Here is a 22,829-nt window from a genome sequence, read left to right as displayed (position 1 = left end):
CCCCCGCATGCATACCTGCGCCGGGCGCGGACCGGCTACGCCTCCGAGTCCCCCCGGTCCGCCGCCGCCCCGGCGACCGTGAACCCGGTGACCGTGCCGCCGCCCTCCCGCCGGAAGGCGTACGGCGCCCCGCCATGGGCGAGGGCCACCTCCCGGACGATGGACAGGCCGAGGCCCGAGCCGGGCAGGGAGCGGGCGTCGGCGGCGCGGTAGAAGCGGTCGAAGACGCGGGTCAGGTCGTCGTCGGCGATGCCCGGTCCCCGGTCGCGCACCTCCACCCGTACCGTGCCCGGGCGGGCCGGGCCCGCGATGTGGATCTCGACCGGGGCGCGGCCCTCCCGGTCGAACTTCACCGCGTTCTCGACCAGGTTGGACAGCGCCCGGGTGAGCATCCCGGGCCGTCCGTCGGTCGTGGTGTCCCCGCTGGCACGCACCAGGACCTCCCGGCCGGTGCGCCGCCGGGCGGTTCCCGCGACGTCCTCGGCGACGTCCGCGAGGTCGACCCGCTGCGGCGGCTCGGTGTCGGACTGCCCGGCGGCGAGGTCGACCAGCTCGTTGACCAGGTCGGTCAGTTCGCGGGCCTCTTCGGCGAGGTCGGTGACGAGTTCCTCGCGGCTGTCCGGCGGGAGTTCGTCGATGCGGCGCAGCAGCGAGATGTTGGTGCGCAGGGACGTGAGCGGGGTGCGCAGCTCGTGCCCCGCGTCCTGGACCAGCCGGCGCTGGTCCTCCTCGGACTGGGCGAGCCGGCCCAGCATCCGGTCGAAGGCGCGGCCGAGGCGCCCCACCTCGTCGTAGCCGGCCACCGGCACCTGGATGCCGAGCCGGCGGGTACGGGCGACGGCCTCGGCGGTATGGGTGAGCACCACCAGGCGGCGGGTGATGCGCCGGGCCAGCCACCAGCCGAACAGCCCCGCGCCGACCACCACGGCCGCCATCAGCAGCAGCGTGCGCCGTTGCAGTGCCCGCAGCAGGTCCTCGGTGTCGCTGAACTCCTGGGCGACCTGCACCGCGCCCCTGCCGCCGCCCAGTGAGACGGTCGCGACCCGGTAGACGTCGTCGCCGACGTCGACACCCGCGTGCACGACCACGCTCCCGGCGTCGCCCGCGCCCGCGATCCGGCGGTCGGCGTCGACCACCGGCAGCCCGGGGTCGCCCGGGTCGACGATCCCGCCGTCCGGCCCGAGCACCTGCACGTCGGTCCGGGCCGGGCGCACCAGGTCGTGGCCGGGCGCGGCGGAGGAGAAGTCGTGCGGCGACATCCGGTTCGTCCGGACCTCGCCCCGCAGGTCCCGCACCACCTCGTCGAACACGGACTGCTGGTCCACCCGCACCAGCCGGGCGGCCGCGTTGTACGACAGGAAGCCGATGAGCAGCGTGACGGTGGCGGTCACCGCGGCGAACGCGACCGCGAAGGTGGTGCCGAGCGACAGCAGGCGCAGCCGGTGGCGGGGGACGGCCGATCCGCGCGCACCGCCGGCGGTCACTCAGCCCTCCCGCAGGACGTAGCCCACCCCGCGGACCGTGTGGATCAGCTGGGGGGCGCCGGGCTCGTCGAGCTTGCGGCGCAGGTAGCCGACGTAGACGGCGAGGTTCTTGGAGCCCGGGCCGAAGTCGTAGCCCCAGATGCGGTCGTAGATGGTGGAGTGCTCGAGGACGACGCCGGCGTTGCGGATCAGCAGTTCCAGCAGCTCGAACTCGGTGCGGGTCAGCTCCAGCTCGCGGTCGCCGCGCCAGGCCCGGCGGGCCTGCGGGTCCATGCGCAGCCCGGCCGCCTCCAGGCAGCGCCCGGAGGGTGCCGGTCCGGGAGCCTCCGGCCGCTCGGGCTCCGCGGTCACGGGCGCCGCGCGGCGCAGCAGGGCGCGCAGGCGGGCGAAGACCTCCTCGACGTCGAAGGGCTTGACGACGTAGTCGTCGGCGCCCGCGTCGAGTCCGGCGATCCGGTCGGCGGTCTCCACCAGCGCGGTCAGTATCAGCACCGGGGTGCGGTCGCCCTCGGCGCGCAGCACCCGGCACACCTGGAGACCGTCGATGCCCGGCATCATCACGTCGAGCACCAGGACGTCGGGCCGGCTGCGGTGGGCCTGCGCGAGGGCCTCGACGCCGTCGGCGACGGCCGTGACGTGGTAGCCCTCCAGGGTCAGCGCGCGCTCCAGCGCGTTGCGGATGGCGCGGTCGTCTTCGGCGAGCAGAACGGTGTGCGGCACCCGCACAGTGTGCCAAGCCGCCGGGGCCGGGCGGCCCCGGCGGCGGCCGGGAGGGGTGCTTCTTACCGCTGTCTCACCCGCCGGGACGCAATGCGGCGAGCCGCTCCTCGAAGGGGGTCACGCTCTCGAACGTGTCCTTCTTGGGCAGGGGAGCACCCACGCCGGCCCCCTGCCGACCCGGTCCCCGGCCGGTGGGTGCGTTCCGGGACCTCGCGTCACCGGGCACGGCCGCGGGCCCGGGCGACGGGTGACCGTCGGCCGTCCTCGGCCCTTCCGGGCCGCGGCCGGCCGCGGCCTGCCGGGACTCCGGGCCGCCGGTCACGGTGACGGGCCCCGGCGACGGGTGACCGTTCACCGCGCCCGGACCACGGGCCGCCGGGCCGCCGGGCCACGGCTCCGAGCCGCCGGGAACGGGTGACGGGCGGCCCGCCGCAGGGGTCTGGCGGGGGAAGGAACGGGCCGCCGAGGTGGCCGACATCAGCGCGGCCAGCTCGCCGGCCGCCCGTGCGATCCGCCCGTCGAGACCCTCGGCACCCCAGTCCTCGGAGGCCGCGTAGACGCCGGTCGGGACGACGACGGCCCGCAGGTAGGCGAAGAGCGGCCGCAGCGCGTGGTCGAGCACCAGCGAGTGCCGTGCGCTGCCACCGGTCGCCGCGATCAGCACCGGCGTGCCCGCCAGGGCGTCGGGGTCGGTGGAGCTCAGCGCGTCGAAGAAGGACTTGAACAGCCCGCTGTACGACGCGGAGAACACCGGGGTGACCACGATCAGCCCGTCGGCCCCGGTCACCGCGTCGAACGCCTCCGCGAGCGCCGGGCCGGGGAAGCCGTTGGTGAAGGTGTGCGCGATCTCCACGGCGAGGTCCCGCAGCTCGATCACGCGGACGTCGGCGCGGCCCGGCTCGGGGGCGGTCGCGGCCGGGGCGGCGACCGCGGCGAGCCGGTCGCCGAGCAGCCGTGTGGAGGACGGCACGCTCAGCCCGGCCGACACGACGACGATCCTCATGTCCGCGCTCCTTCCTGGTTCTTCGCGGTGTCCTCGGCGGTGTTCCTCCCGCCGGCGAGCAGCGAGGCGTGGGTGGGCGCCTCGGGCACGTCCGCCGGGCGGTTCTTCGCGAACTCCTTCCGCAGCACTGGCACTACCTCCTCGCCCAGCAGGTCGAGCTGCTCCAGCACCGTCTTCAGCGGCAGACCGGCGTGGTCCATCAGGAACAGCTGGCGCTGGTAGTCGCCGGCGTAGTCGCGGAAGGACAGCGTCTTCTCGATGACCTGCTGCGGGGAGCCCACGGTCAGCGGGGTCTGCGCGGTGAACTCCTCCAGCGACGGCCCGTGCCCGTAGACCGGGGCGACGTCGAAGTAGGGGCGGAACTCGCGCACCGCGTCCTGGGAGTTCTTCCGCATGAACACCTGACCGCCGAGGCCGACGATCGCCTGCTCGGGGGTGCCGTGCCCGTAGTGGGCGTAGCGGGCCCGGTACAGCTCGACCATGCGCTTGGTGTGGTCGGCCGGCCAGAAGATGTTGTTGTGGAAGAAGCCGTCGCCGTAGTACGCGGCCTGCTCGGCGATCTCCGGCGAGCGGATGGAGCCGTGCCAGACGAACGGCGGCACGCCGTCCAGCGGGCGGGGCGTGGAGGTGAAGCCCTGCAACGGGGTGCGGAACTTCCCCTCCCAGTCGACGACGTCCTCGCGCCACAGGCGGTGGAGCAGGGCGTAGTTCTCGACGGCGAGGTTGATGCCCTGGCGGATGTCCTGGCCGAACCAGGGGTAGACCGGGCCGGTGTTGCCGCGGCCCATCATGAGGTCCACCCGGCCGTCGGCCAGGTGCTGGAGCATCGCGAAGTCCTCGGCGATCTTCACCGGGTCGTTCGTGGTGATCAGCGTGGTGGAGGTGGAGAGCACCAGCCGCTCGGTGCGGGCCGCGATGTAGCCGAGCATGGTGGTCGGCGAGGACGGCACGAACGGCGGGTTGTGGTGCTCACCGGTCGCGAACACGTCCAGGCCCACCTCCTCGGCCTTCAGCGCGATGGCGACCATGGCCTTGATCCGCTCGCGCTCCGTCGGCGTGCGCCCCGTCGTCGGGTCGGGGGTGACGTCCCCGACGCTGAAGATCCCGAACTGCATGGCGCTCACCTTCCAGGTTGTTGACGGTTCAACTATACCCCTGGAACGACACCCCGGCCCGTCCTATTCCGCCTCCCGCATCTCTCCCGCCCGCAGCCGGGCCGCCTGCTCGGCGCCGTACTCCGTGGTGCGCCGCATGTGCTCGACGAACAGCTCCAGCTCGCCGTCGTCCAGGTCGTCGAACAGCGCGAACCAGCCGCCCCCGACCCGCTCCCACATCCGCCCCACCTCGGCGGCCCGCTCCGGCACCGGCGCGACCAGCACCAGCCGCCGGTCCGCCGCGTCCCGCTCCCGGACCACGTACCCCGCCCGCTCCAGCCGGTCCACCAACCGCGTCGCCGACCCGGTGGTCAGACCCGTCAGCTCCGCGATCCGGCCCGTGGTCACCGGGCCGCGCTCCAGGGTGAGCAGGTTCAGACACTGCAGGTCCGTCGGATGCAGCCCCAGACGGTCGGCGAGGGCCTGGTTGAACAGGGCGTACGACGCCATGTACCGCCGGGCCACCACGCCGAGCTCCGCCAGCAGCCGCGACCGCGCGTCCGTGGGCGACCCCGTCCCCATGACACCCCTCACCCGTCCGTCCGGTCCGTCCGTCACGGGGCATGTATCCCCGGCACACCCGGTCGCAGGCGCCCTCCAACAGGTGACACGGCACGGACGTGCGAGGCTGCGGCCATGCTCATCCTCCGCTCCGCCGCCCTGTTCGTCCTCGCCGCGATCCTGGAGATCGGCGGCGCCTGGCTGGTCTGGCAGGGCGTCCGGGAACACCGCGGGTGGATGTGGGCGGCCGGCGGGGTCCTCGCCCTCGGCGCCTACGGCTTCGTGGCCACCTTCCAGCCCGACGGGCAGTTCGGCCGCGTGCTCGCCGCGTACGGCGGCATCTTCGTCGCCGGGTCGATCCTGTGGGGCGTCGTCGCCGACGGCTACCGCCCCGACCGCTGGGACATCACCGGCGCGCTGGTCTGCCTCGCCGGGATGGCCGTCATCATGTGGGCCCCGCGGGGCGGCTGAACCCGCCCGCGCACGGGCTGCGCGCACCGCCCCCGAGAGCATCCCGGCCCCCGCTTATGCTGGCCGGGCGACGGCCCCGGCCGCGCCCGGTGCGCGCCCGCTCCGGCCGTCCGCCCGTCCGCCCTCACCACCGCTCGTCCGAGGAGCAGCCCATGGCCACCGCCGTACCGCCCGCCGCGTCCCGTATCGCCGTCGTCACGGGAGCGAGCAGCGGGATCGGTGCCGCCACGGCACGCCGGCTCGCCGAGGCCGGGTACCGCGTCGTCCTCACCGCCCGCCGCAAGGACCGCATCGAGGCGCTCGCCGAGGAGCTGACCGCGACCGGCCACTCGGCGACGGCGTACCCCCTCGACGTCACCGACCGCGCCGCCGTGGACGAGTTCGCCACCGCGTTCAGGACCGTCGGCGTACTGGTCAACAACGCGGGCGGGGCACTCGGCGCGGACCCGGTCGCCACCGGCGACCCGCAGGACTGGCGCACGATGTACGAGACCAACGTCATCGGCACCCTCAACCTCACCCAGGCCCTGCTGCCCAAGCTGGACGCGAGCGGCGACGGCACGGTCGTGGTCGTCTCCTCCACCGCCGGCCACGCCACCTACGAGGGCGGCGGTGGCTACGTCGCCGCCAAGCACGGCGCGCACGTCCTCGCCGAGACCCTGCGCCTGGAGATCGTCGGCCGTCCGGTGCGCGTCATCGAGATCGCGCCCGGCATGGTGAAGACCGAGGAGTTCGCCCTGACCCGCTTCGGCGGCGACGCCGAGAAGGCCGCCAAGGTCTACCAGGGGGTCGCCGAGCCCCTCACCGCGGACGACGTGGCCGAGACCGTCACCTGGGCGGTCACCCGCCCGCCGCACGTCAACATCGACCTTCTCGTGGTCCGCCCCCGGGCCCAGGCGTCGAACACCAAGGTGCACCGGGAGGCGTGATGACCACGGACGGCGAGCGCCGCCGCCTCGCACTGGAGAAGAAGCGCGAGCGCTACGTCTGGTACTACCTCGCCTACTTCCTCTTCGGCATCCACATCGTGGCCTTCGTCATGATCTACGCGGTGACGCACACCAAGTAGGGCCATCCTGTACGGGTACGGGACCCCTACCCGAGGAGGACGTGGCATGCGGGACGTGACCTATGCGATGGGCATCTCGCTCGACGGCTACATCACCGGGCCGGACGGCGGCCTCGACTGGTCGGCGCCCGACCCGGAGGTCTTCCGCTTCTGGATCGAGGAGACCCGCGGCATCGGCGTGCATCTGCTCGGCCGGCGGCTGTACGAGACGATGCTCTACTGGGAGACCGCGGCCCAGGACCCGTCGCTCGACGACGCGGAGCGCGAGTGGACCGAGCTGTGGAACCCCCTGCCCAAGGTGGTCTTCTCCCGCACGCTGACGGAGGTGCGGGGCAACGCCCGGCTGGCCACCGGCAGCCTCACCGAGGAGGTCGAGCGGCTGCGGAAGGAGCCGGGCGGGGGCGAGATCGCGATCGGCGGGGCGACGCTCGCCGCCGAGGCGGCCGCGGCGGGCCTGATCGACGAGTACCGCACGGTCGTCCACCCGGTACTGGTCGGCGGCGGCACCCGCTACTTCCCCCACGACGAGCGCCGCGTCGCCCTCGACCTCGTCGAGACCCGCACCCTCACCCCGAACGTGGTGTACATGCGCCACCGCGTGCAGAGGTGACCCCGCACGCGGCGGACGCTCAGCCCTTCACGCAGACGACCTGCTTCAGCTTCGCGACGACCTCCACGAGGTCCCGCTGCTGGTCGATGACCTGCTCGATCGGCTTGTACGCGGCCGGGATCTCGTCGACCACGCCGGAGTCCTTGCGGCACTCCACGCCCCGCGTCTGCTCCTCCAGGTCCTTCGCCGTGAAGCGCCGCTTCGCCGCGTTCCGGCTCATCCTCCGGCCCGCGCCGTGCGAGGCCGAGTTGAAGGCCTTGTCGTTCCCCAGACCCCTCACGATGTACGAGCCCGTGCCCATCGAGCCCGGGATGATCCCGTACTCGCCGGACCCCGCGCGGATCGCGCCCTTGCGGGTGACGAGCAGGTCCATGCCGTCGTAGCGCTCCTCGGCCACGTAGTTGTGGTGCGCGCTGATCTCCTGCTCGAAGGTGGGCTTCGCCTTCTTGAACTCCTTGCGGACCACGTCCTTCAGGAGCGCCATCATGATCGAGCGGTTGTACTTCGCGTACTCCTGCGCCCAGAACAGGTCGTTGCGGTACGCCGCCATCTGCGGGGTGTCCGCGACGAAGACCGCGAGGTCGCGGTCGACGAGGTTCTGGTTGTGCGGGAGGTTCTGGGCGACGCCGATGTGATGCTCGGCCAGTTCCTTGCCGATGTTGCGGGAACCGGAGTGCAGCATCAGCCAGACGGAACCCTCCGTATCAGTACAAACTTCAACGAAATGGTTTCCTCCCCCCAGCGTCCCCATCTGCTTCGTCGCCCGCCCCTCGCGGAACTTCACCGCGTCCGCGACCCCGCCGAACCGGGTCCAGAAGTCGTCCCAGCCGGCCGTCGCGAAGCCGTGCAGCCGGCCCGGGTCGACCGGGTCGTCGTGCATGCCCCGGCCGACCGGGATGGCCTGCTCGATCCGCGAGCGCAGCCGCGACAGGTCGCCCGGCAGGTCGTTCGCCGTCAGGGAGGTCTTCACCGCGGACATGCCGCAGCCGATGTCGACGCCCACCGCCGCCGGGCACACCGCGCCCCGCATCGCGATGACCGAGCCGACCGTCGCGCCCTTGCCGTAGTGCACGTCCGGCATCACGGCCAGGCCCTGAATCCAGGGCAGAGTGGCGACGTTGCGCAGCTGCTGGAGCGCGCCCTCCTCCACCGTCGCCGGATCCGTCCACATACGGATCGGCACCTTCGCACCCGGCAGTTCCACGTACGACATGAGGTCCCCATTCCCCCGGAAAAAGTACAGAAGTCGAAAACCGCAAAACCGGCGCCAAGGTCGACGAAAAGGGATGACGGACCGGCGTCCACGGCAGTGCGTGCGATACACATTGTCTGCGAACGGCGCCCCCCTGCGGCAAGCGATTAACCAGCGGGGACACTGGACAGACCCGGCGGGCCGCGGCCCGCACCCACCGTCGAGAGGACCCGACCGTGCAGCGGAAGGCGTACGTACCCGGCGTCGCCGCGCTCCTGGTGGCCGTACTGGCCGGCTGCACCGGAAGCCCCGACAGCGGGGGGCAGTCGGACGACTCCAACCCCGGCAGCGCCGGTACGGCGTCGCAGGCGGCGCAGCCCGGCAGGTACGCCACCCTTCCCGAGCCGTGCGGCGCGGTCGACGGCCGGACGCTGGAGGAACTCCTGCCCGGCCTGGTGGAGTTGACGGACGAGCAGCAGCGGGAGAAGGCGTACACGGGCGAGGCGACGCTCACCTACGACACCGACCGGAAGGTGGGCTGCCGTTGGAAGGTGGAGTCGACGGCGGCGACCGACCGGCTGCTGGTCGACTTCGAGCGGGTCGTGTCCTACGACAACGCGGTGAGCGACGACGCCCAGGCCGAGGAGCTGTTCGCGCGGAAGCAGACGGCGGCGCGGCTGCCGGTGCCGACGGTGACGGGGTCGGGCTCGCCCTCCCCGTCGGCGAGCGGTTCGACGGGCCCGGCCGCCACCGGCACGCCCACGGCGCCCGGTTCGCCTCCGTCGTCCTCGACCGCTTCGCCGTCCGTCGCGCCCTCCGATCTCCAGCCGCGGGTCCTGGAGGACCTCGGTGACGAGGCGTTCCTCGACGACGGCCTCGACAGCTCCGGTTCGACCGCTCAGGAGCGCACCGTGACTGTGGCGTTCCGCACGTCCAACGTCATCGTCACCATCGAGTACGCCGAGCAGCCGGTGACCGTCGGAGCGGTGCCGGACAGCAAGGAAATGCAGGACAGGGCCCGGAAACTGGCCGCCGAGCTGTCCGACGCGCTGGGCGGCTGAGCCTCGTTCACCGCCCCTTCACCCTCTGCGCGAAGCCCTCGAAGTACGGCCGTACGGGTGACGGGGCGCGTACCGTGACCCCTCGGACACCGTTCCGACCGCAGGGAACACGAGCGTCATGAGTGAAGGAACCATGCAGCGACGAGCACAGCGAGAGCAGCCCGAGCGAGCCAAGCGCCTGACCCGCGTCCTTGTCTGCGCGGCAGCCGTCCCCGTGATGCTGATCGCCTCCGGCTGCTCCTCGGACTCCGGCTCCGACGGCGGCGGGGACAAGGCCGCGAGCGCCTCCGCGTCGGCGAGCCCGTCCCCGACCGTGCAGGCGGCGGCGTACCGGACGCTGCCCGAGGCGTGCGGCGTACTGACGAAGAAGACCCTGAAGGATTTGGCGCCGAAGGCCAAGTCGGGCAAGGAGGGCAGCTCCGACGACGTGGCCTCGCGGGCCAGCTGCTCCTGGAGCAGCCTGGACAACAACGGGGTCAAGGGGTCGCAGTTCCGCTGGCTGAACGTGTCGCTGATGCGCTTCGAGTCGGACACCACGCGCGGCCCGGGCGAGAAGCTGGCCGAGGAGTACTACGACAAGCAGGTGCGCGTCGCCCGGGAGGTGGAGGGCGCGAAGGGCATCCGTGCGGTGCCGGTGGCCGGCACCGGCGACGCGGCGACCGCGGTGAGCTACGACCTGAAGAAGAAGGAAGGCACCTTCAAGCAGCAGACGGTCGTGGCGCGCGTGGAGAACGTGGTCGTGACCCTCGACTACAACGGCGCGGGCCTGGCCGGCGACAAGACGCCGGACGCGGCGGCGCTGCTGTCGGACGCCAAGAAGGCCGCCAGGGAGGCCGTCCTCTCGGTGACGAGGGCGAACGGGTCGGCGTCGGCGAGCGGTTCGCCGTCCGCGCCGGCGTCGGGGAAGCCGTCCGCGCCGGCCTCCGGGTCGGCCTCGGCGTCGGCCGCCGGCAAGAGCTGAGTCTCCTCATCCAGAACCGGCCACCCGTTCCCCGCACACATGTGCCACTCTGTTGCGCGCAACAACATGCACTGGGAGGGGAGTACGGGTGGCCGCGCCACTGCAGCTGACACGGATGCACCGGGTTCTCATCGGCGTGGTCGTCACCGGTGCCGTCGTCATCGCCGGGATCGGCTTCGCCGGTTCGTACGCGGCGGTCCGTGAACTGGCCCTGCAAAAGGGCTTCGGCAACTTCAGCTACGTCTTTCCGATCGGCATCGACGCGGGCATCTGCGTGCTGCTGGCGCTGGATCTGCTGCTGACCTGGATCCGCATTCCGTTCCCGCTGCTGCGGCAGACGGCGTGGTTGCTGACGGCTGCGACGATCGCGTTCAACGGCGCCGCCGCCTGGCCGGATCCGCTCGGTGTGGGCATGCACGGCGTGATCCCGGTGCTGTTCGTGGTCTCCGTGGAGGCGGCCCGGCACGCCATCGGCCGCATCGCCGACATCACCGCAGACAAGCATATGGAGGGCGTCCGGCTGACCCGCTGGATGCTCTCGCCGGTGCCGACCTTCCTGTTGTGGCGCCGCATGAAGCTGTGGGAGCTGCGCTCCTACGAGCAGGTGATCAAGCTGGAGCAGGAGCGGCTGGTCTACCAGGCCCGGCTGCGGTCCCGATTCGGCCGCGCCTGGCGGCGCAAGGCACCGGTCGAGTCGCTGATGCCGCTGCGTCTGGCGAAGTACGGCGTCCCCCTCTCCGAGACGGCCCCCGCGGGCCTGGCGGCGGCGGGCATCGAGCCGGCGCTGCTGCCCCCGGCGCCCGAGCTGCCCGAGCAGGCCCGGCCCGGCGTCCCGGCCGAGCCCGCCCGCGCGGCGGCACCTCCTGGCGAGCAGCGCCTGGAACTCGAGGGGAACCAGGGCTCCGGGGACGAGGAGGAAGCTCCCAACAACCCGTGGCTGCACGCCCGCGACCCGCAGACGGTCGAGTACCACGGCGGCTACGACCCTTCGTACGACCCGGACGAGGAGTACGCCCGCTGGATGGCGGAGCAGCAGCAGGCCGAGCAGTACGCGGACCAGTTCCGGGAGGAGCCTCCGCTCCAGGAGCCCGCTCCGGAGGAGACCGGCACCTTCCCGATCCCGGTGATCCCGGGCGGCCGCACCCGGGAGCTCGGCGAGGGGGGCAACCCGTCCGCCGACCCGGACGAGGAGGAGTACTACCAGGTGTTCCGCCAGTCCATAGACGGCAGCTACCCCACGCCCCGCGTCCTCGGTGACAACATCCAGGCCACCTACGGCACTTCGCTGGCCCCCGGCGTCCTGAAGGACCTGGTCGACCGCTTCCAGAAGCGCCACATGGCGGAGCTGGAGGAGGACCACATCGCCTGAGAGCCGTCCGCCGGGCCCACCGGCTCGCAGCGCGAAGGAGGCGCCCGGCATGTCGCCGGGCGCCCCCTTCGTCGTCGGTGCGGAGTCCGCTCGCCCCCGTCAGTCCCCGAGGAGGGCCCGCACCCGCTCCTGGCCCACCGCCAGAAGCAGCGTGGGCAGACGCGGGCCGGTGTCGCGGCTCACCAGCAGCTGGTAGAGCAGCGCGAAGAAGGACCGCTGGGCGGTCTTGATCTCCGGCGGCAGCTCCTTGGGCGTGGCGTCGGCGGAGAAGCCCGCCTGGACCTTCGGGACGCCGTAGACGAGGTGGGTCAGGCCGTCCAGGGACCAGTTGGCGGCGAGACCGTCGAGCAGCAGCCGCAGGGACTGCTGCGCCTGCTCGTCGAGCGACTTCAGCAGTTCCGCGTCGGGCTCGTCGCGGACGATGGTGCGCTGGTCGGCGGGGACGTGGGTGTTGATCCACGCCTCGGCCTTGTCGTAGCGCGGGCGGGCCTCGTCGAGCGAGCCGAGCGGGTTCGCCGGGTCGAGGTCGCTGAGGATGCGCAGCGCCTGGTCCTCGTGGCCGGCGGTGATGTCGGCCACCGAGGCCAGCGTGCGGTACGGCAGCGGCCGGGGCGTGCGCGGCAGCTCACCGCTCGCCGTGCGCACCGCGCGGGAGTGCGCGGCGGCGTCGGCGGGCAGCGCGGAGCCGTCGGCCACCTTGGCGTCCAGCCGGTCCCACTCGTCGTAGAGGCGCTGGATCTCCTGGTCGAAGGCGATCTTGAAGGACTGGTTCGGGCGGCGGCGGGCGTACAGCCAGCGCAGCAGCTGCGGCTCCATGATCTTCAGGGCGTCGGCCGGGGTGGGCACACCGCCCTTGGACGACGACATCTTCGCCATGCCGCTGATGCCGACGAAGGCGTACATCGGGCCGATCGGCTGCTTGCCGCCGAAGATTCCGACGATCTGCCCGCCGACCTGGAAGGACGAGCCCGGCGAGGAGTGGTCCACGCCGCTGGGCTCGAAGATCACGCCCTCGTAGGCCCAGCGCATCGGCCAGTCGACCTTCCAGACCAGCTTGCCGCGGTTGAACTCGCTCAGCCGGACCGTCTCCGAGAAGCCGCAGGCGGTGCAGGAGTAGGTCAGCTCGGTGGAGTCGTCGTCGTAGGACGTGACGGTGGTGAGGTCCTTCTCGCAGTTGCCGCAGTACGGCTTGTACGGGAAGTACCCGGCGGAGCCGGAGCTGCCGTCGTCCTCGGCGGCGGCGCCGGAGCCCTCGGCGGCCTCCAGCTCCGCCTCGTCGACCGGCTTCTGCTGCTGCTTCTTCGCCGGGGCCTTCTTGGTGCGGTACTGGGCGAGGATCGCGTCGATGTCGCCGCGGTGCTTCATCGCGTGCAGGATCTGCTCGCGGTAGGCGCCGGAGGTGTACTGCTGCGTCTGGCTGATCCCGTCGAACTCCACGCCCAGCTCGGCCAGCGACTCGACCATCGCGGCCTTGAAGTGCTCGGCCCAGTTCGGGTGCGGGGAGCCCTTCGGGGCGGGGACTGAGGTCAGCGGCTTGCCGATGTGCTCGGCCCAGGACTCGTCCACGCCGGGGACGCCCGCCGGGACCTTGCGGTACCGGTCGTAGTCGTCCCAGGAGATCAGGTGGCGGACCTGGTGGCCGCGGCGGCGGATCTCGTCGGCGACCAGGTGCGGGGTCATGACCTCGCGCAGGTTGCCCAGGTGGATGGGGCCGGAGGGGGACAGCCCGGACGCGACGACGACCACCGGCGCGCCGGCGCCCGATGTTTTCGCGCCCGGGGCCCGACGCTCCGACTCCTCGATGACCTCATCCGCGAAACGGGAGACCCAGTCGGTGGTCTCGGTGCTCTGAGCCACGATCGGCACGTCCTTCTTTCTGCTCGGGCAGCCGGTACGGTCGCACGGCTGACCGTGCCATTCTCCCAGCTCCCCCGGCCACCGCGAAAACGCCTTTTCACCGGCCCGGGCGGGGCAGCGGGAGACCGTGCGCGGCGCCGCGCACGGAAAAACCGCTTTACCCCCCATGGGATACTGGCCGTGTCTATCTGAACCCACGAGGAGAACGGCACCCACTCCATGGCCTCGGTCACATCGCTCACCGATCTCGTCAGCAAGCAGCTCACGTCCGCCCTCTCCGCCGCCCGGCCGGAGACGTCCGCGGACCCGCTGCTGCGACGCAGCGACAGGGCGGATTTCCAGGCCAACGGCATCCTCGCGCTGGCGAAGAAGGCGAAGGCGAACCCGCGGGAGCTCGCGACCGAGGTCGTCTCGCACCTCACCACCGGCGACGTGATCAAGGACGTCGAGGTGTCCGGCCCCGGCTTCCTCAACATCACGATCGCCGACCGGGCGATCACCGGGAACCTGGCCGCGCGGTACGCGGACGACACGGACCGCCTCGGTGTGCCCCTCGCCGCCGAGCCGGGCACCACGGTGATCGACTACGCCCAGCCGAACGTGGCCAAGGAGATGCACGTCGGTCACCTGCGCTCCGCGGTGATCGGCGACGCCCTGCGCGGCATGCTCGACTTCACCGGTGAGAAGACGATCGGCCGGCACCACATCGGCGACTGGGGCACCCAGTTCGGCATGCTGATCCAGTACCTGCTGGAGCACCCGGGCGAGCTGCGGCCGGCGTCCGAGGTCGACGGCGAGCAGGCCATGTCGAACCTCAACCGGGTCTACAAGGCCTCGCGGGCGCTGTTCGACGCGGACGAGGAGTTCAAGGAGCGGGCGCGCAAGCGGGTCGTCGCCCTGCAGTCCGGCGACAAGGAGACCCTCGAGCTGTGGCAGCAGTTCGTGGACGAGTCGAAGGTCTACTTCTACTCCGTCTTCGAGAAGCTGGACATGGAGATCCGCGACGACGAGATCGTCGGCGAGTCCGCGTACAACGAGGGCATGCCGGAGACCGCGCGGATGCTGGAGGAGATGGGCGTCGCGGTCCGCTCCGAGGGCGCGCTGGTGGTGTTCTTCGACGACATCCGCGGCAAGGACGACCAGCCGGTCCCGCTGATCGTGCAGAAGGCCGACGGCGGCTTCGGCTACGCGGCCTCCGACCTGACCGCGATCCGCAACCGGGTCTTCGACCTGCGCGCGACGACCCTGCTGTACGTGGTCGACGTGCGGCAGTCACTGCACTTCAAGATGGTCTTCGAGACCGCCCGCCGGGCCGGCTGGCTGGGCGACGACGTCACCGCTCACAACATGGGCTACGGCACGGTGCTGGGCGCGGACGGCAAGCCGTTCAAGACCCGTGAGGGCGAGACCGTACGGCTGGAGGACCTGCTGGACGAGGCCGTGCAGCGGGCCGCCGAGGTCGTGCGGGAGAAGGCCAGGGACCTCACCGAGGACGAGATCCAGGAGCGGGCCGCGCAGGTCGGCATCGGCGCCGTGAAGTACGCCGACCTGTCGACGTCGCCGAACCGCGACTACAAGTTCGACCTGGACCAGATGGTCTCGCTGAACGGCGACACCTCGGTGTACCTGCAGTACGCGTACGCCCGTATCCAGTCGATCCTGCGCAAGGCCGGGGACGTGCGGCCCGCGGCCCACGAGGAGCTCGAACTGCACGAGGCGGAGCGGGCGCTGGGGCTGCATCTGGACGCGTTCGGAGACACGGTGTTCGAGGCCGCCGCGGAGTACGCGCCGCACAAGCTGACGGCGTACCTGTACCAGCTGGCGTCGCTGTACACGTCGTTCTACGACAAGTGCCCGGTGATCAAGCCGCAGCCGCCGCGGGACGTGGCGGAGAACCGCCTGTTCCTGTGCGACCTCACGGCCCGCACGCTGACCAAGGGCATGGCCCTGCTGGGCATCCGCACGCCCGAGCGCCTCTGACAACGGCACGGCACGGCACGACGCGAGCGCGGCCCGTCCGCTCCCTCGGGGGGAGCGGACGGGCCGCGGTCGTCGCCGGCGTCAGAGCCGGTTGGCCCACGCCCCGAACGCCTTCTTGGTGCCGTCACCCGCGATGCCGTCGATCGGGCCGCTGTAGTCCCCGTTGGCCTTCAGGAGACGCTGGAGCGCCGAGACCGTCCCGCCGCCGACGATGCCGTCGATGGCGCCGGTGTAGCCCCAGTACTTCTTCAGGCAGCGCTGGAACGCCTTCCAGCTGTTGGTGCCCAGCTGGCCGTCGATGGCTCCCGTGTACCCGTGGTGCGTCTTCAGCCAGCGCTGCACGTTCTTGGCCTGGGCGGAACTCAGCCCCAGGTTGACCACGGCGAGCGTGCCCGCGTCCGCGGTCACCACCCGCTCCTGGGCCGTCGCGGGAGCCGCCATGGCCGTGCCCGCGGTCGCCAGGCCGCCGGCGGCGATCCCGATGGCGGTGGTGACACCGACGAGCGTCTTCGTCAGAACGCGCATTCCGTTTCCCTCCGTTGAGGTGCGATGGGCGGAACCGGTCGCGGCCGGCTCCGCCACGAGACTGCTGGGCCGGCACGACGCCTCGCCACAGTTGACGCAGAAGTGACGGCCGTCCGGGACGTCCCGGCCGCCGACCTGCTGGGACGTCGTCCGCGTCGGCGGCCTCACGGGACGCCCGGCGGCCGGATCCCGTGCCCGGTGGCGCTCCGAACTCCCTTGCGGGCGGGCGTGCTTGGTGCAGAATGGCGCCCGGGCCCGGGTGACCACCTGGCCCACGGGGGTCCGGGATCGGCGGCGGTCCCGAACGCGAACGGGGGACACATGTCGCGTGGAAAAGAGCTGCCCGCGGAACTGCATCCACAGGTACGGCATCTGATCGTGCGCCTGCGCCGGCTGAAGGACCGCAGCGAGTGCAGCACCCGCCAGGTGGCCGCGAGAACCGGGTACAGCGCGCGGTCGTGGGAGCGTTACCTCGGCGGACGGTCACTGCCACCCCGGGAGGCCGTCGAGGCACTGGCCCGGGTGTGCGGCGGTGATCCGAACAGTCTGCTGGTGCTGCACGAGATGGCGTCGCACCACTGGGGGGAGGCGCACGAAGGCTCCCCGTCCGCGTCACCGCCGGCCACGGGGCACGAGCCGCCCGCGCCGGTGACGCCGTGGCCGTACGGGCGCGCGATGCGTGTCGCGCTGACGGCGGGCGCGACGGCCCTGGTGCTGTCCGTCTCGGCGGTGCTCGTCCTCGCCGCCGAACTGGCCGAGGCGCGGGAGACCGCCAGGGCCGCCCGTGCCGACACCGTCGCCGCGGCCGGCGCGACGGCGCCCGATCCGGCGGCCGTGCTGCCGTCGCTCCACACCTGCCGGCTCGAGCAGGACGGCGGCCGCTGGTACGCGGGGCACAGCCGCACCCGGCAGGCCGTCGCCACCTACGGCCACGTGGGATCGGTGGTGATCGAGGCACAGTGCCTGCTGCGCCGGGCGGGCGCGTCACCGGGGGACGTCGACGGGATCTACGGTCCGCTGACCCGGCGCGCGGTCCGGCGGTTCCAGGACCGCGAGGGGCTGACCGTGGACGGCGTCGTCGGTCCGGACACCTGGCGGGCGCTGCGGACGTGGAGGGCGACGTGACCACTGCTCACACCCGGCTGACCACGGAGTTGCGCGAACTGAGGGCACGGACGGGCCTGAGCCTGGCGGCACTGGCGAGGAGCACGGCGTACAGCAAGTCCACCTGGGAGCGGTACGTCAACGGCAAGGCGCTGCCGCCGCGGCATGCGGTCCGTGAGCTGTGCCGGACCGCCGACGAGCCGGACGCTCGGCTGCTGGCGCTGTGGGAGCTCGCCCAGGCGGAGTGGAACGGGAGGGCGGCGGTGGTCGCGCCCGCGCCCCGTGTCCCCGATCCGGCGCAGCCGCCGCCCGTCGAGCCGGAACCGCCGGCGCGGCCCCGCTGGGCGCCCGGCAGCCCGGTCAAGCTGCTCCTGGTGCTGACCTCGGCGTACGTGGTGCTCGCCGGCGGTGTCGCGCTGGCGTTGCTCCTGGCGCCGCTGCGGGGCATCGCGCCCGGTGAGCCGCTGTCGGCGCCCCACTCGGCCACCTCGTACGTCGTCGCCCCTCGCTGCCACGGAGCCTCGTGCGAGGGCGAGGACCCGGTCCGCATGGTCTGCACCGTCGTTCCCGAGACGGTCACCACGTACCGCACGGACACCGGCGCGCTGGTGGAGGTCCGGTACAGCGAGGCGTGTGCGGCGGCCTGGGTCAGGATGTGGGGCGCGCGCGTCGGTGACCGGGTGGACGTCACCGCGGGCGGCCCGGTCCGGGAGGCGTGGACCGCGGACCGCGCCGACGCGGACACCTACGTCTACACCGGGATGACGCGGGCCCGGCCGGGCAGCGTCGTCCGCTCCTGCTTCCGGTCCGCGGGCGGCGGCGCACGCGAGTGCTTCGACGCCCCGGTCCGGTCGGGCGACGAACGGCTCTGACGGCTATGGCCGTTCCCGCAGCGCCGTCCCCAGCCTCCGCAGCCCCTCCGCGATCTCCTCCGGGGTCTGGGTGACGAAGCACAGGCGGAGGGTGGAGCGGTCGGGGTCACCGGCGTGGAAGGGGGCGCCGGGGACGTATGCCACGTCGTGCCGGACCACCTCGGGGAGCAGGGCCGTGGTGTCGTACGCCTCCGGGAGCCGCACCCAGAGGAACATGCCGCCCTCGGGGCGGGTCCAGGACGAGCCGTCGGGGAGGGCGCCCGCGAGGCCGGCCAGCATGGCGTCCCGGCGCTCGCCGTACACGGCGGCCACCCGGCGGACGTGGGCGTCCAGGTCGCGGTCCGCGAGGTAGCGGGCCGCGGCGAACTGGTTGACGGTCGGGGTGTGCAGGTCGGCGGCCTGCTTGGCGACGGCGCAGGCGCGGCGCAGCCTCTCGGGTGCGCGCAGCCAGCCCAGCCGCAGCCCGGGCGCCATGATCTTGGAGAGGCTGCTCAGCAGCACCGTGCGGTCCTCGGCCCCCGGGTGGGCGGCGATCCACGGCACCCGTTCGCCCTCGTAGCGCAGTTCGCCGTACGGGTCGTCCTCGACGATCCACAGTCCGCGGCGGGCGGCGACCCCGGCGACGGCGGCCCGGCGGGCGGCGGGCATGGTGCGGCCGGTGGGGTTCTGGAAGGTGGGCACGGTGTAGAGCAGCTTGGGCCGCTCCCGCACCACCAGCTCCTCCAACGCCTCGAGGTCGAGCCCGTGTTCGTCGCCGGGGACCGCGACCACTCGCGCCCCGGCCAGCCCGAACGCCTGAAGTGCCGCGAGATAGCAGGGGTCTTCGACGAGGACCGTGTCGCCGGGTTCGAGCAGCGCGGTGGCGAGCAGGGACAGCGCCTGCTGGGAGCCGGTGGTGACGAGCAGGTCGTCCGGGCCGGTGGGCAGCCCGCGCGCGGTGGTGCGTCCGGCGAGGGCGGCCCGCAGCGCCGGTTCGCCCTCGGTCGTGGAGTACTGCAGGGCCCGCGCGGGTGTCTCGGTGAGCACCGCCCGGTACGCCGCCGCGATGCCGTCGGCGTCGAACAGCTCCGGTGCCGGAAGGCCGCCCGCAAAGTTGATCACCTCGGGGCGGGCGGTGACGGCCAGGATGTCCCGTACGGGCGAGCCGCCGACCGCGGAGGCCCGGGCGGCGAGCCTCGGGGTGGGGGCGAGGGCGGGCTCGGTGAGGGACATGACACGGCTCCTTCGGCTGGGACGGCGCGTTCCCGCAGCCTAGGAAAAAACGTGCGGTTTACATGCGCCTTTCCGCGATCCGGACGTGCGCCGCCCTTCCGGTCCAGTTACTCGAGCTTGGTGGTCCCCTCCGGCACCCATCCGTCGCCGCCGATCGGGAACTCGAACGCCGGGCGGCCCTCGTTCCCGCTGGTGCGGAACGGGCGGCCTTCGTCGTCGACGGTCAGCGTGCCGCTGCGGCCGCCGCTGGACCACTTCAGTTCCAGGTACCAGTCGACGTCGTACGCGGAGACCGAGGCGGTGATGTAGTACACCTCCGGGTCGGATTCGCTCACCTTGAACGGGAAGTCCTCGTTCCCCGGTTCCGGCGTCAGGGACGGCCGCGCCGAGTCCAACGAGACGCCGAACGCCCGTGTCCGGACGCCGCCTCCGCAGCCCACGCCGGGATAGGCCATGGTGTAGTCGTTCCAGGCGAGCGGCGCCCGCTTGCCCGCCACCCGCACGGTGAGGCCGTCGACGACCACCGTCCCGGGGCCGGTGCCCTGCACGGTGAGCCGCAGGTACTGCTGCCCCGAGGACACCGCGCCGTGCGCCGCCACCCAGCCCGCGGCGCCCTCCTCGACCGGCGGGGGTTTCATCTCGCCCGCCGGTTTGTCGGCCAGGTACCGCTGCGAGCAGGGGCTCTCCCAGGCGTACGGGTCCGCCTGCACGCTGACCGGCACCCCGCTCCTCTCCTCGCCTTCGCCCGGCGCCTCGGCGGGCGCGGAGCCGGCGGGTGTCCTGGCCTGGCCCTTGTCCTTGCCCGAGGGGGACGGTGAGGCGGTCGCACCGGAGGAGGGGGACGGTGAGGACGACGCGGGGGAGGTCTCGTCGGCGGTCACCCCGGCCGCGCCGACCGGACGGTGCCGGCCACCGTCGCCGTCCCCGTCCCGGCCGCCGCCCGGCAGCCCGACGGCGAGGGTGACCCCGGCGGCCACGGCGGCGACCGCGATGCCCGCGAGGACGGCGGTACGGGTACGGCGCCGGGCGGGGGCCGGGCTCGTCCTGCCGGGGGCATCGGCATCCGTGGGGGCGCTCGCCGGGGCCCCTGCTCCCGAAGGGCCGGTAACCGTTGGGCCGACCGGGGCGAGCGGGGGCGCATCGACCGGAGGCGTATCGGCTGAGGGAGCCTCGGCCGGAGGCGCATCGGCCGGGGGCGCGGCCTCGGAAGCCGCGTCCCCGGGTTCCGCGCCCGCCTCCCCGGCTTTGGCACCCGCCTCCCCGGGTCCCGCACCCGCCTCCCCCGGGGGCGCCTCGGCGGCGGCCACCCCCGAAGCCCCCTTCCGCCCTCGCGCCGCGTCCGCCAGCACCCACCGCCGGTGCAGCTCGACCAGTTCCTCGGGGCGTGCCCTGCACAGCCGGGCCAGCCGCTCCACCGGCGCGTAGTCGGCCGGCACCGCGTCGCCGTTGCAGTACCGGTGCAGGGTCGACGTACTCATGTGGAGCCGCCTGGCGAGGACGCCGTAACTGAGCCCCGACCGGTCCTTCAACTCCCGCAGGTGCGCCGCGAACTCCCTCGCCGCCGTCTCCTCCGCCACCGTTCCTCCATCCCCCGTGTCCCGTTCCACCGTTCCAGGGCAGGTCAGTTTTCCCTGGTCACAGCGTTGTGAGCGTTCCAGCGTCCCGCGTCGCCCGCCGGCTGTGGCGGCCGGGACGGATCACGCCGCACGCTTCTGTCATCCAAGCACGCCGCTCCCGCCGACCGGTCGAGCGGCGGCGTCAGATCCCTTACGACGACAAGGAATTCGCCATGCGCACGTCTCGCCTTCACCTGCTCGCCGCGGCCGGAGTCACCGTCGCCACCCTCGCCCTGACGGCCTGCCAGGACGGCACCGGCACCCGCGACGAGGGGGCCTCGGCCGCGCGGCCCGCCGCGACCGCGGGCACGGACACCTCCTCGCCGTCCCCCGCCGAGTCGGCCTCGAGGGGCGCCGGCACCGACGCGAACGGCGGCTCCGCGAACGAGGGCTCCCCGAACGGCGGCTCCGGGACCGGCGTGGACACGTCCGGGAAGGGCGACTCGGGCGGCGGCAGGACCGGCCAGGGCACGAAGGACGAGAAGGGCTCCGGGGACGCCCCCGCGACCTTCACCTCCTGCAACGGCTCGAACACCGCCGTCTCCGCCCAGCCGGTGTCCCGCCCCGTCAACCACATGCTGATCACGGTGGAGAACACCGGTACGATGAACTGCAACCTCACCTACTACCCGGTGCTGCGGTTCGACGAGATGCAGTGGGTGCCGCAGCCGGTCGAGGAGTCCAAGCCGCAGGCCGTGGTCACCCTGGCGCCGGGTGAGTCGGCGTACGCGGGCGTCCTGCTGTCGGCCGCCGACGGCAGCGGCTCGGGCGGCGCCACCGGCAAGAAGCTCGCCGTCGGCTTCCAGGGCCGCACGCCGAACAGCAGCGGCGGCCCCTCCGCGATCCCCGCCCTGCCGGCCAAGGGCGTGTACTACGACAGCACCCTGACGGTGACGTACTGGCAGTACTCGATGGACGACGCCCTCACCTACTGAGCGACGGCCGGCGTCACCGTGCGGCGTTCAGCTTCTGGGCCACTTCGGTGGCCCAGTAGGTGAGCACGGTGCGGGCGCCGGCCCGGCGGATGCCGGTCAGCGACTCGAGGATCGCCCGGTCCCGGTCGATCCAGCCCTTCTCGGCGGCGGCCTCGATCATCGAGTACTCGCCGGAGATCTGGTAGGCGACCACCGGCACGTCCACCGCGTCCGCGACCTTGGCGAGGACGTCCAGGTAGGGGCCCGCCGGCTTGACCATGACCATGTCGGCGCCCTCTTCCAGGTCGAGCGCCAGCTCGCGCATCGACTCGCGGAGGTTGGCCGGGTCCTGCTGGTAGGTGCGGCGGTCGCCCTGCAGCGAGGAGCCGACGGCCTCCCGGAACGGTCCGTAGAAGGCGGACGCGTACTTGGCGGTGTAGGCGAGGACGGCGACGTCGTCCCGGCCGATCTGGTCGAGGGCGTCGCGGATGACGCCGATCTGCCCGTCCATCATTCCGCTCGGTCCGACCACGTGGGCGCCCGCGTCGGCCTGGACCTGCGCCATCTCGGCGTACCGCTCCAGCGTGGCGTCGTTGTCGACCCGGCCCTGCGCGTCGAGGACCCCGCAGTGTCCGTGGTCGGTGAACTCGTCGAGGCACAGGTCGGACATGACGAGCAGGTCGTCGCCGACCTCGGCCCGCACGTCCCGCAGGGCGACCTGGAGGATGCCGTCCGGGTCGGTGCCCGCCGTGCCCGCACCGTCCTTCTTCGCCTCCTCGGGCACGCCGAACAGCATGATCCCGGAGACCCCGGCGGCGGCGGCATCGGCCGCGGCCTTCTTCAGGCTGTCGCGGGTGTGCTGCACGACCCCCGGCATCGCCGAGATCGGCACCGGTTCCGTCGCGCCCTCACGGACGAAGGCCGGGAGGATGAAGTCGGCGGGGTGCAGCCGGGTCTCGGCGACCATGCGCCGCATCACCGGGGAGGTACGCAGACGCCGCGGGCGCGTGCCGGGGAAGGATCCGTACGTCGTCATACCGCCTACGCTACGCCCGCCCCGCCCGTGCCTTTGCCGACGCCCAGTCGGCGCCCGGCCGGTGCCCAGTCGGCGCCCGGCCGGTGGTGCCCGGCCGGCGCCCGCGGCCCGCCGTGCG

Annotated in this window: 21 protein-coding genes and 1 pseudogene; 11 read left to right on the top strand and 11 right to left on the bottom strand. The window is 72.8% G+C overall.

All coding sequences use genetic code 11. The annotated features are described in order from the left end of the window. Positions 1-35 precede the first annotated feature (35 nt). The 5 genes and pseudogenes from F3L20_RS02380 to F3L20_RS02355 all read right to left on the bottom strand — a co-directional run bounded on the left by F3L20_RS02380 (position 36) and on the right by F3L20_RS02355 (position 4,883). Entirely contained in the window at positions 36-1,484 is a 1,449-nt protein-coding gene (locus F3L20_RS02380; RefSeq protein ID WP_206338849.1) for a sensor histidine kinase, read from the bottom strand. Next, a complete protein-coding gene (locus F3L20_RS02375; RefSeq protein WP_145829649.1) occupies positions 1,485-2,204 on the bottom strand; it encodes a response regulator transcription factor in 720 nt (239 codons plus the stop codon). A gap of 445 nt (positions 2,205-2,649) precedes the next feature. Then, positions 2,650-3,207: pseudogene (locus F3L20_RS02365) on the bottom strand (CE1759 family FMN reductase); the annotation flags it as partial. Next, positions 3,204-4,322: an LLM class flavin-dependent oxidoreductase gene (locus F3L20_RS02360; protein WP_150151710.1), complete on the bottom strand. Its 1,119-nt coding sequence runs from the start codon at positions 4,320-4,322 to the stop codon at positions 3,204-3,206. The pseudogene F3L20_RS02365 and the gene F3L20_RS02360, both read right to left, overlap by 4 nt. Before the next feature lie 63 nt (positions 4,323-4,385). Then, positions 4,386-4,883 carry a MarR family winged helix-turn-helix transcriptional regulator gene (locus F3L20_RS02355; RefSeq protein WP_145829816.1) on the bottom strand — a complete coding sequence of 166 codons (498 nt, stop codon included), beginning with the start codon at positions 4,881-4,883 and terminating at the stop codon, positions 4,386-4,388. A gap of 114 nt (positions 4,884-4,997) precedes the next feature. Here F3L20_RS02355 and F3L20_RS02350 point away from each other — a divergent pair, with 114 nt between their 5' ends. From F3L20_RS02350 to F3L20_RS02340, 4 genes are all read left to right on the top strand, one after another. After that, on the top strand, positions 4,998-5,333 hold the full coding sequence (locus F3L20_RS02350; protein ID WP_145829646.1) for a YnfA family protein: 336 nt from the start codon (positions 4,998-5,000) through the stop codon (positions 5,331-5,333). A gap of 152 nt (positions 5,334-5,485) precedes the next feature. After that, entirely contained in the window at positions 5,486-6,262 is a 777-nt protein-coding gene (locus F3L20_RS02345) for an SDR family NAD(P)-dependent oxidoreductase (protein WP_150151707.1), read from the top strand. Continuing rightward, positions 6,259-6,402: a hypothetical protein gene (locus F3L20_RS33885; RefSeq protein ID WP_167534418.1), complete on the top strand. Its 144-nt coding sequence runs from the start codon at positions 6,259-6,261 to the stop codon at positions 6,400-6,402. Before F3L20_RS02345 ends, F3L20_RS33885 begins: the two co-directional genes overlap by 4 nt. A gap of 46 nt (positions 6,403-6,448) precedes the next feature. Then, complete coding sequence (locus F3L20_RS02340) at positions 6,449-7,012, top strand: dihydrofolate reductase family protein (RefSeq protein ID WP_150151704.1); 564 nt, start codon at positions 6,449-6,451, stop codon at positions 7,010-7,012. A gap of 19 nt (positions 7,013-7,031) precedes the next feature. Here F3L20_RS02340 and F3L20_RS02335 read toward each other — a convergent pair whose 3' ends face one another. After that, positions 7,032-8,225, bottom strand: coding sequence for an RtcB family protein (locus F3L20_RS02335; RefSeq protein ID WP_150151701.1), 1,194 nt, complete (start codon positions 8,223-8,225; stop codon positions 7,032-7,034). Between the two features lie 215 nt (positions 8,226-8,440). Here F3L20_RS02335 and F3L20_RS02330 point away from each other — a divergent pair, with 215 nt between their 5' ends. The 3 genes from F3L20_RS02330 to F3L20_RS02320 all read left to right on the top strand — a co-directional run bounded on the left by F3L20_RS02330 (position 8,441) and on the right by F3L20_RS02320 (position 11,595). Then, complete coding sequence (locus F3L20_RS02330) at positions 8,441-9,265, top strand: DUF3558 domain-containing protein (protein ID WP_150151698.1); 825 nt, start codon at positions 8,441-8,443, stop codon at positions 9,263-9,265. Between the two features lie 133 nt (positions 9,266-9,398). Beyond that, positions 9,399-10,226: a DUF3558 family protein gene (locus tag F3L20_RS02325; RefSeq protein WP_240810822.1), complete on the top strand. Its 828-nt coding sequence runs from the start codon at positions 9,399-9,401 to the stop codon at positions 10,224-10,226. Positions 10,227-10,314: 88 nt separating this feature from the next. After that, positions 10,315-11,595 carry a DUF2637 domain-containing protein gene (locus F3L20_RS02320; protein WP_145829640.1) on the top strand — a complete coding sequence of 427 codons (1,281 nt, stop codon included), beginning with the start codon at positions 10,315-10,317 and terminating at the stop codon, positions 11,593-11,595. A gap of 99 nt (positions 11,596-11,694) precedes the next feature. Here F3L20_RS02320 and lysS read toward each other — a convergent pair whose 3' ends face one another. Then, a complete protein-coding gene (lysS, locus tag F3L20_RS02315; protein WP_150151692.1) occupies positions 11,695-13,461 on the bottom strand; it encodes a lysine--tRNA ligase in 1,767 nt (588 codons plus the stop codon). A gap of 210 nt (positions 13,462-13,671) precedes the next feature. Between lysS and argS the strand changes: the two genes are divergently transcribed. Continuing rightward, positions 13,672-15,432, top strand: coding sequence for an arginine--tRNA ligase (gene argS / locus F3L20_RS02310; RefSeq protein WP_145829638.1), 1,761 nt, complete (start codon positions 13,672-13,674; stop codon positions 15,430-15,432). Between the two features lie 81 nt (positions 15,433-15,513). Here the strand turns inward: argS and F3L20_RS02305 are convergent, their stop codons facing one another. After that, complete coding sequence (locus tag F3L20_RS02305; protein ID WP_150151689.1) at positions 15,514-15,957, bottom strand: peptidoglycan-binding domain-containing protein; 444 nt, start codon at positions 15,955-15,957, stop codon at positions 15,514-15,516. A gap of 321 nt (positions 15,958-16,278) precedes the next feature. On the opposite strand from F3L20_RS02305, the gene F3L20_RS02300 reads away from it, so the two are divergent. Beyond that, complete coding sequence (locus F3L20_RS02300) at positions 16,279-17,082, top strand: peptidoglycan-binding protein (protein ID WP_150151686.1); 804 nt, start codon at positions 16,279-16,281, stop codon at positions 17,080-17,082. Continuing rightward, complete coding sequence (locus F3L20_RS02295; protein WP_150151683.1) at positions 17,079-17,933, top strand: helix-turn-helix domain-containing protein; 855 nt, start codon at positions 17,079-17,081, stop codon at positions 17,931-17,933. The genes F3L20_RS02300 and F3L20_RS02295 overlap by 4 nt, the downstream gene beginning before the upstream one ends. Before the next feature lie 3 nt (positions 17,934-17,936). On the opposite strand, the gene F3L20_RS02290 is transcribed toward F3L20_RS02295, so the two are convergent. Together F3L20_RS02290 and F3L20_RS02285 are read right to left on the bottom strand one after the other, a co-directional pair. Beyond that, positions 17,937-19,145, bottom strand: a complete 1,209-nt coding sequence (locus F3L20_RS02290; protein ID WP_150151680.1) for a PLP-dependent aminotransferase family protein — start codon at positions 19,143-19,145, stop codon at positions 17,937-17,939. Between the two features lie 107 nt (positions 19,146-19,252). After that, complete coding sequence (locus tag F3L20_RS02285; protein ID WP_150151677.1) at positions 19,253-20,722, bottom strand: transcriptional regulator; 1,470 nt, start codon at positions 20,720-20,722, stop codon at positions 19,253-19,255. A gap of 212 nt (positions 20,723-20,934) precedes the next feature. Here F3L20_RS02285 and F3L20_RS02280 point away from each other — a divergent pair, with 212 nt between their 5' ends. Continuing rightward, positions 20,935-21,696, top strand: a complete 762-nt coding sequence (locus tag F3L20_RS02280) for a DUF4232 domain-containing protein (RefSeq protein WP_150151674.1) — start codon at positions 20,935-20,937, stop codon at positions 21,694-21,696. Positions 21,697-21,709: 13 nt separating this feature from the next. Here F3L20_RS02280 and hemB read toward each other — a convergent pair whose 3' ends face one another. Next, the gene (hemB, locus tag F3L20_RS02275; RefSeq protein ID WP_150151672.1) at positions 21,710-22,711 is read right to left on the bottom strand and encodes a porphobilinogen synthase; all 1,002 of its coding nucleotides are present in this window, start codon (positions 22,709-22,711) and stop codon (positions 21,710-21,712) included. Positions 22,712-22,829 lie beyond the last annotated feature (118 nt).

The sequence above is a fragment of the Streptomyces tendae genome, assembly GCF_008632955.1.
Lineage (GTDB): Bacteria > Actinomycetota > Actinomycetes > Streptomycetales > Streptomycetaceae > Streptomyces.
This window is presented reverse-complemented; position numbering and strand designations above follow the sequence as displayed.

Bases quoted from the DNA above. Each gene is read 5' to 3' on its own strand.
- F3L20_RS02355 (WP_145829816.1), bottom strand. From the start codon at position 4,883: ATGGGGACGGGGTCGCCCACGGACGCGCGGTCGCGGCTGCTGGCGGAG.
- F3L20_RS02290 (WP_150151680.1), bottom strand. From the start codon at position 19,145: ATGTCCCTCACCGAGCCCGCCCTCGCCCCCACCCCGAGGCTCGCCGCC.
- F3L20_RS02345 (WP_150151707.1), top strand. From the start codon at position 5,486: ATGGCCACCGCCGTACCGCCCGCCGCGTCCCGTATCGCCGTCGTCACG.
- F3L20_RS02280 (WP_150151674.1), top strand. From the start codon at position 20,935: ATGCGCACGTCTCGCCTTCACCTGCTCGCCGCGGCCGGAGTCACCGTC.
- F3L20_RS02360 (WP_150151710.1), bottom strand. From the start codon at position 4,322: ATGCAGTTCGGGATCTTCAGCGTCGGGGACGTCACCCCCGACCCGACG.
- argS (WP_145829638.1), top strand. From the start codon at position 13,672: ATGGCCTCGGTCACATCGCTCACCGATCTCGTCAGCAAGCAGCTCACG.
- F3L20_RS02325 (WP_240810822.1), top strand. From the start codon at position 9,399: ATGCAGCGACGAGCACAGCGAGAGCAGCCCGAGCGAGCCAAGCGCCTG.
- F3L20_RS02305 (WP_150151689.1), bottom strand. From the start codon at position 15,957: ATGCGCGTTCTGACGAAGACGCTCGTCGGTGTCACCACCGCCATCGGG.
- F3L20_RS02300 (WP_150151686.1), top strand. From the start codon at position 16,279: ATGTCGCGTGGAAAAGAGCTGCCCGCGGAACTGCATCCACAGGTACGG.
- hemB (WP_150151672.1), bottom strand. From the start codon at position 22,711: ATGACGACGTACGGATCCTTCCCCGGCACGCGCCCGCGGCGTCTGCGT.
- F3L20_RS02340 (WP_150151704.1), top strand. From the start codon at position 6,449: ATGCGGGACGTGACCTATGCGATGGGCATCTCGCTCGACGGCTACATC.
- F3L20_RS02335 (WP_150151701.1), bottom strand. From the start codon at position 8,225: ATGTCGTACGTGGAACTGCCGGGTGCGAAGGTGCCGATCCGTATGTGG.
- F3L20_RS02350 (WP_145829646.1), top strand. From the start codon at position 4,998: ATGCTCATCCTCCGCTCCGCCGCCCTGTTCGTCCTCGCCGCGATCCTG.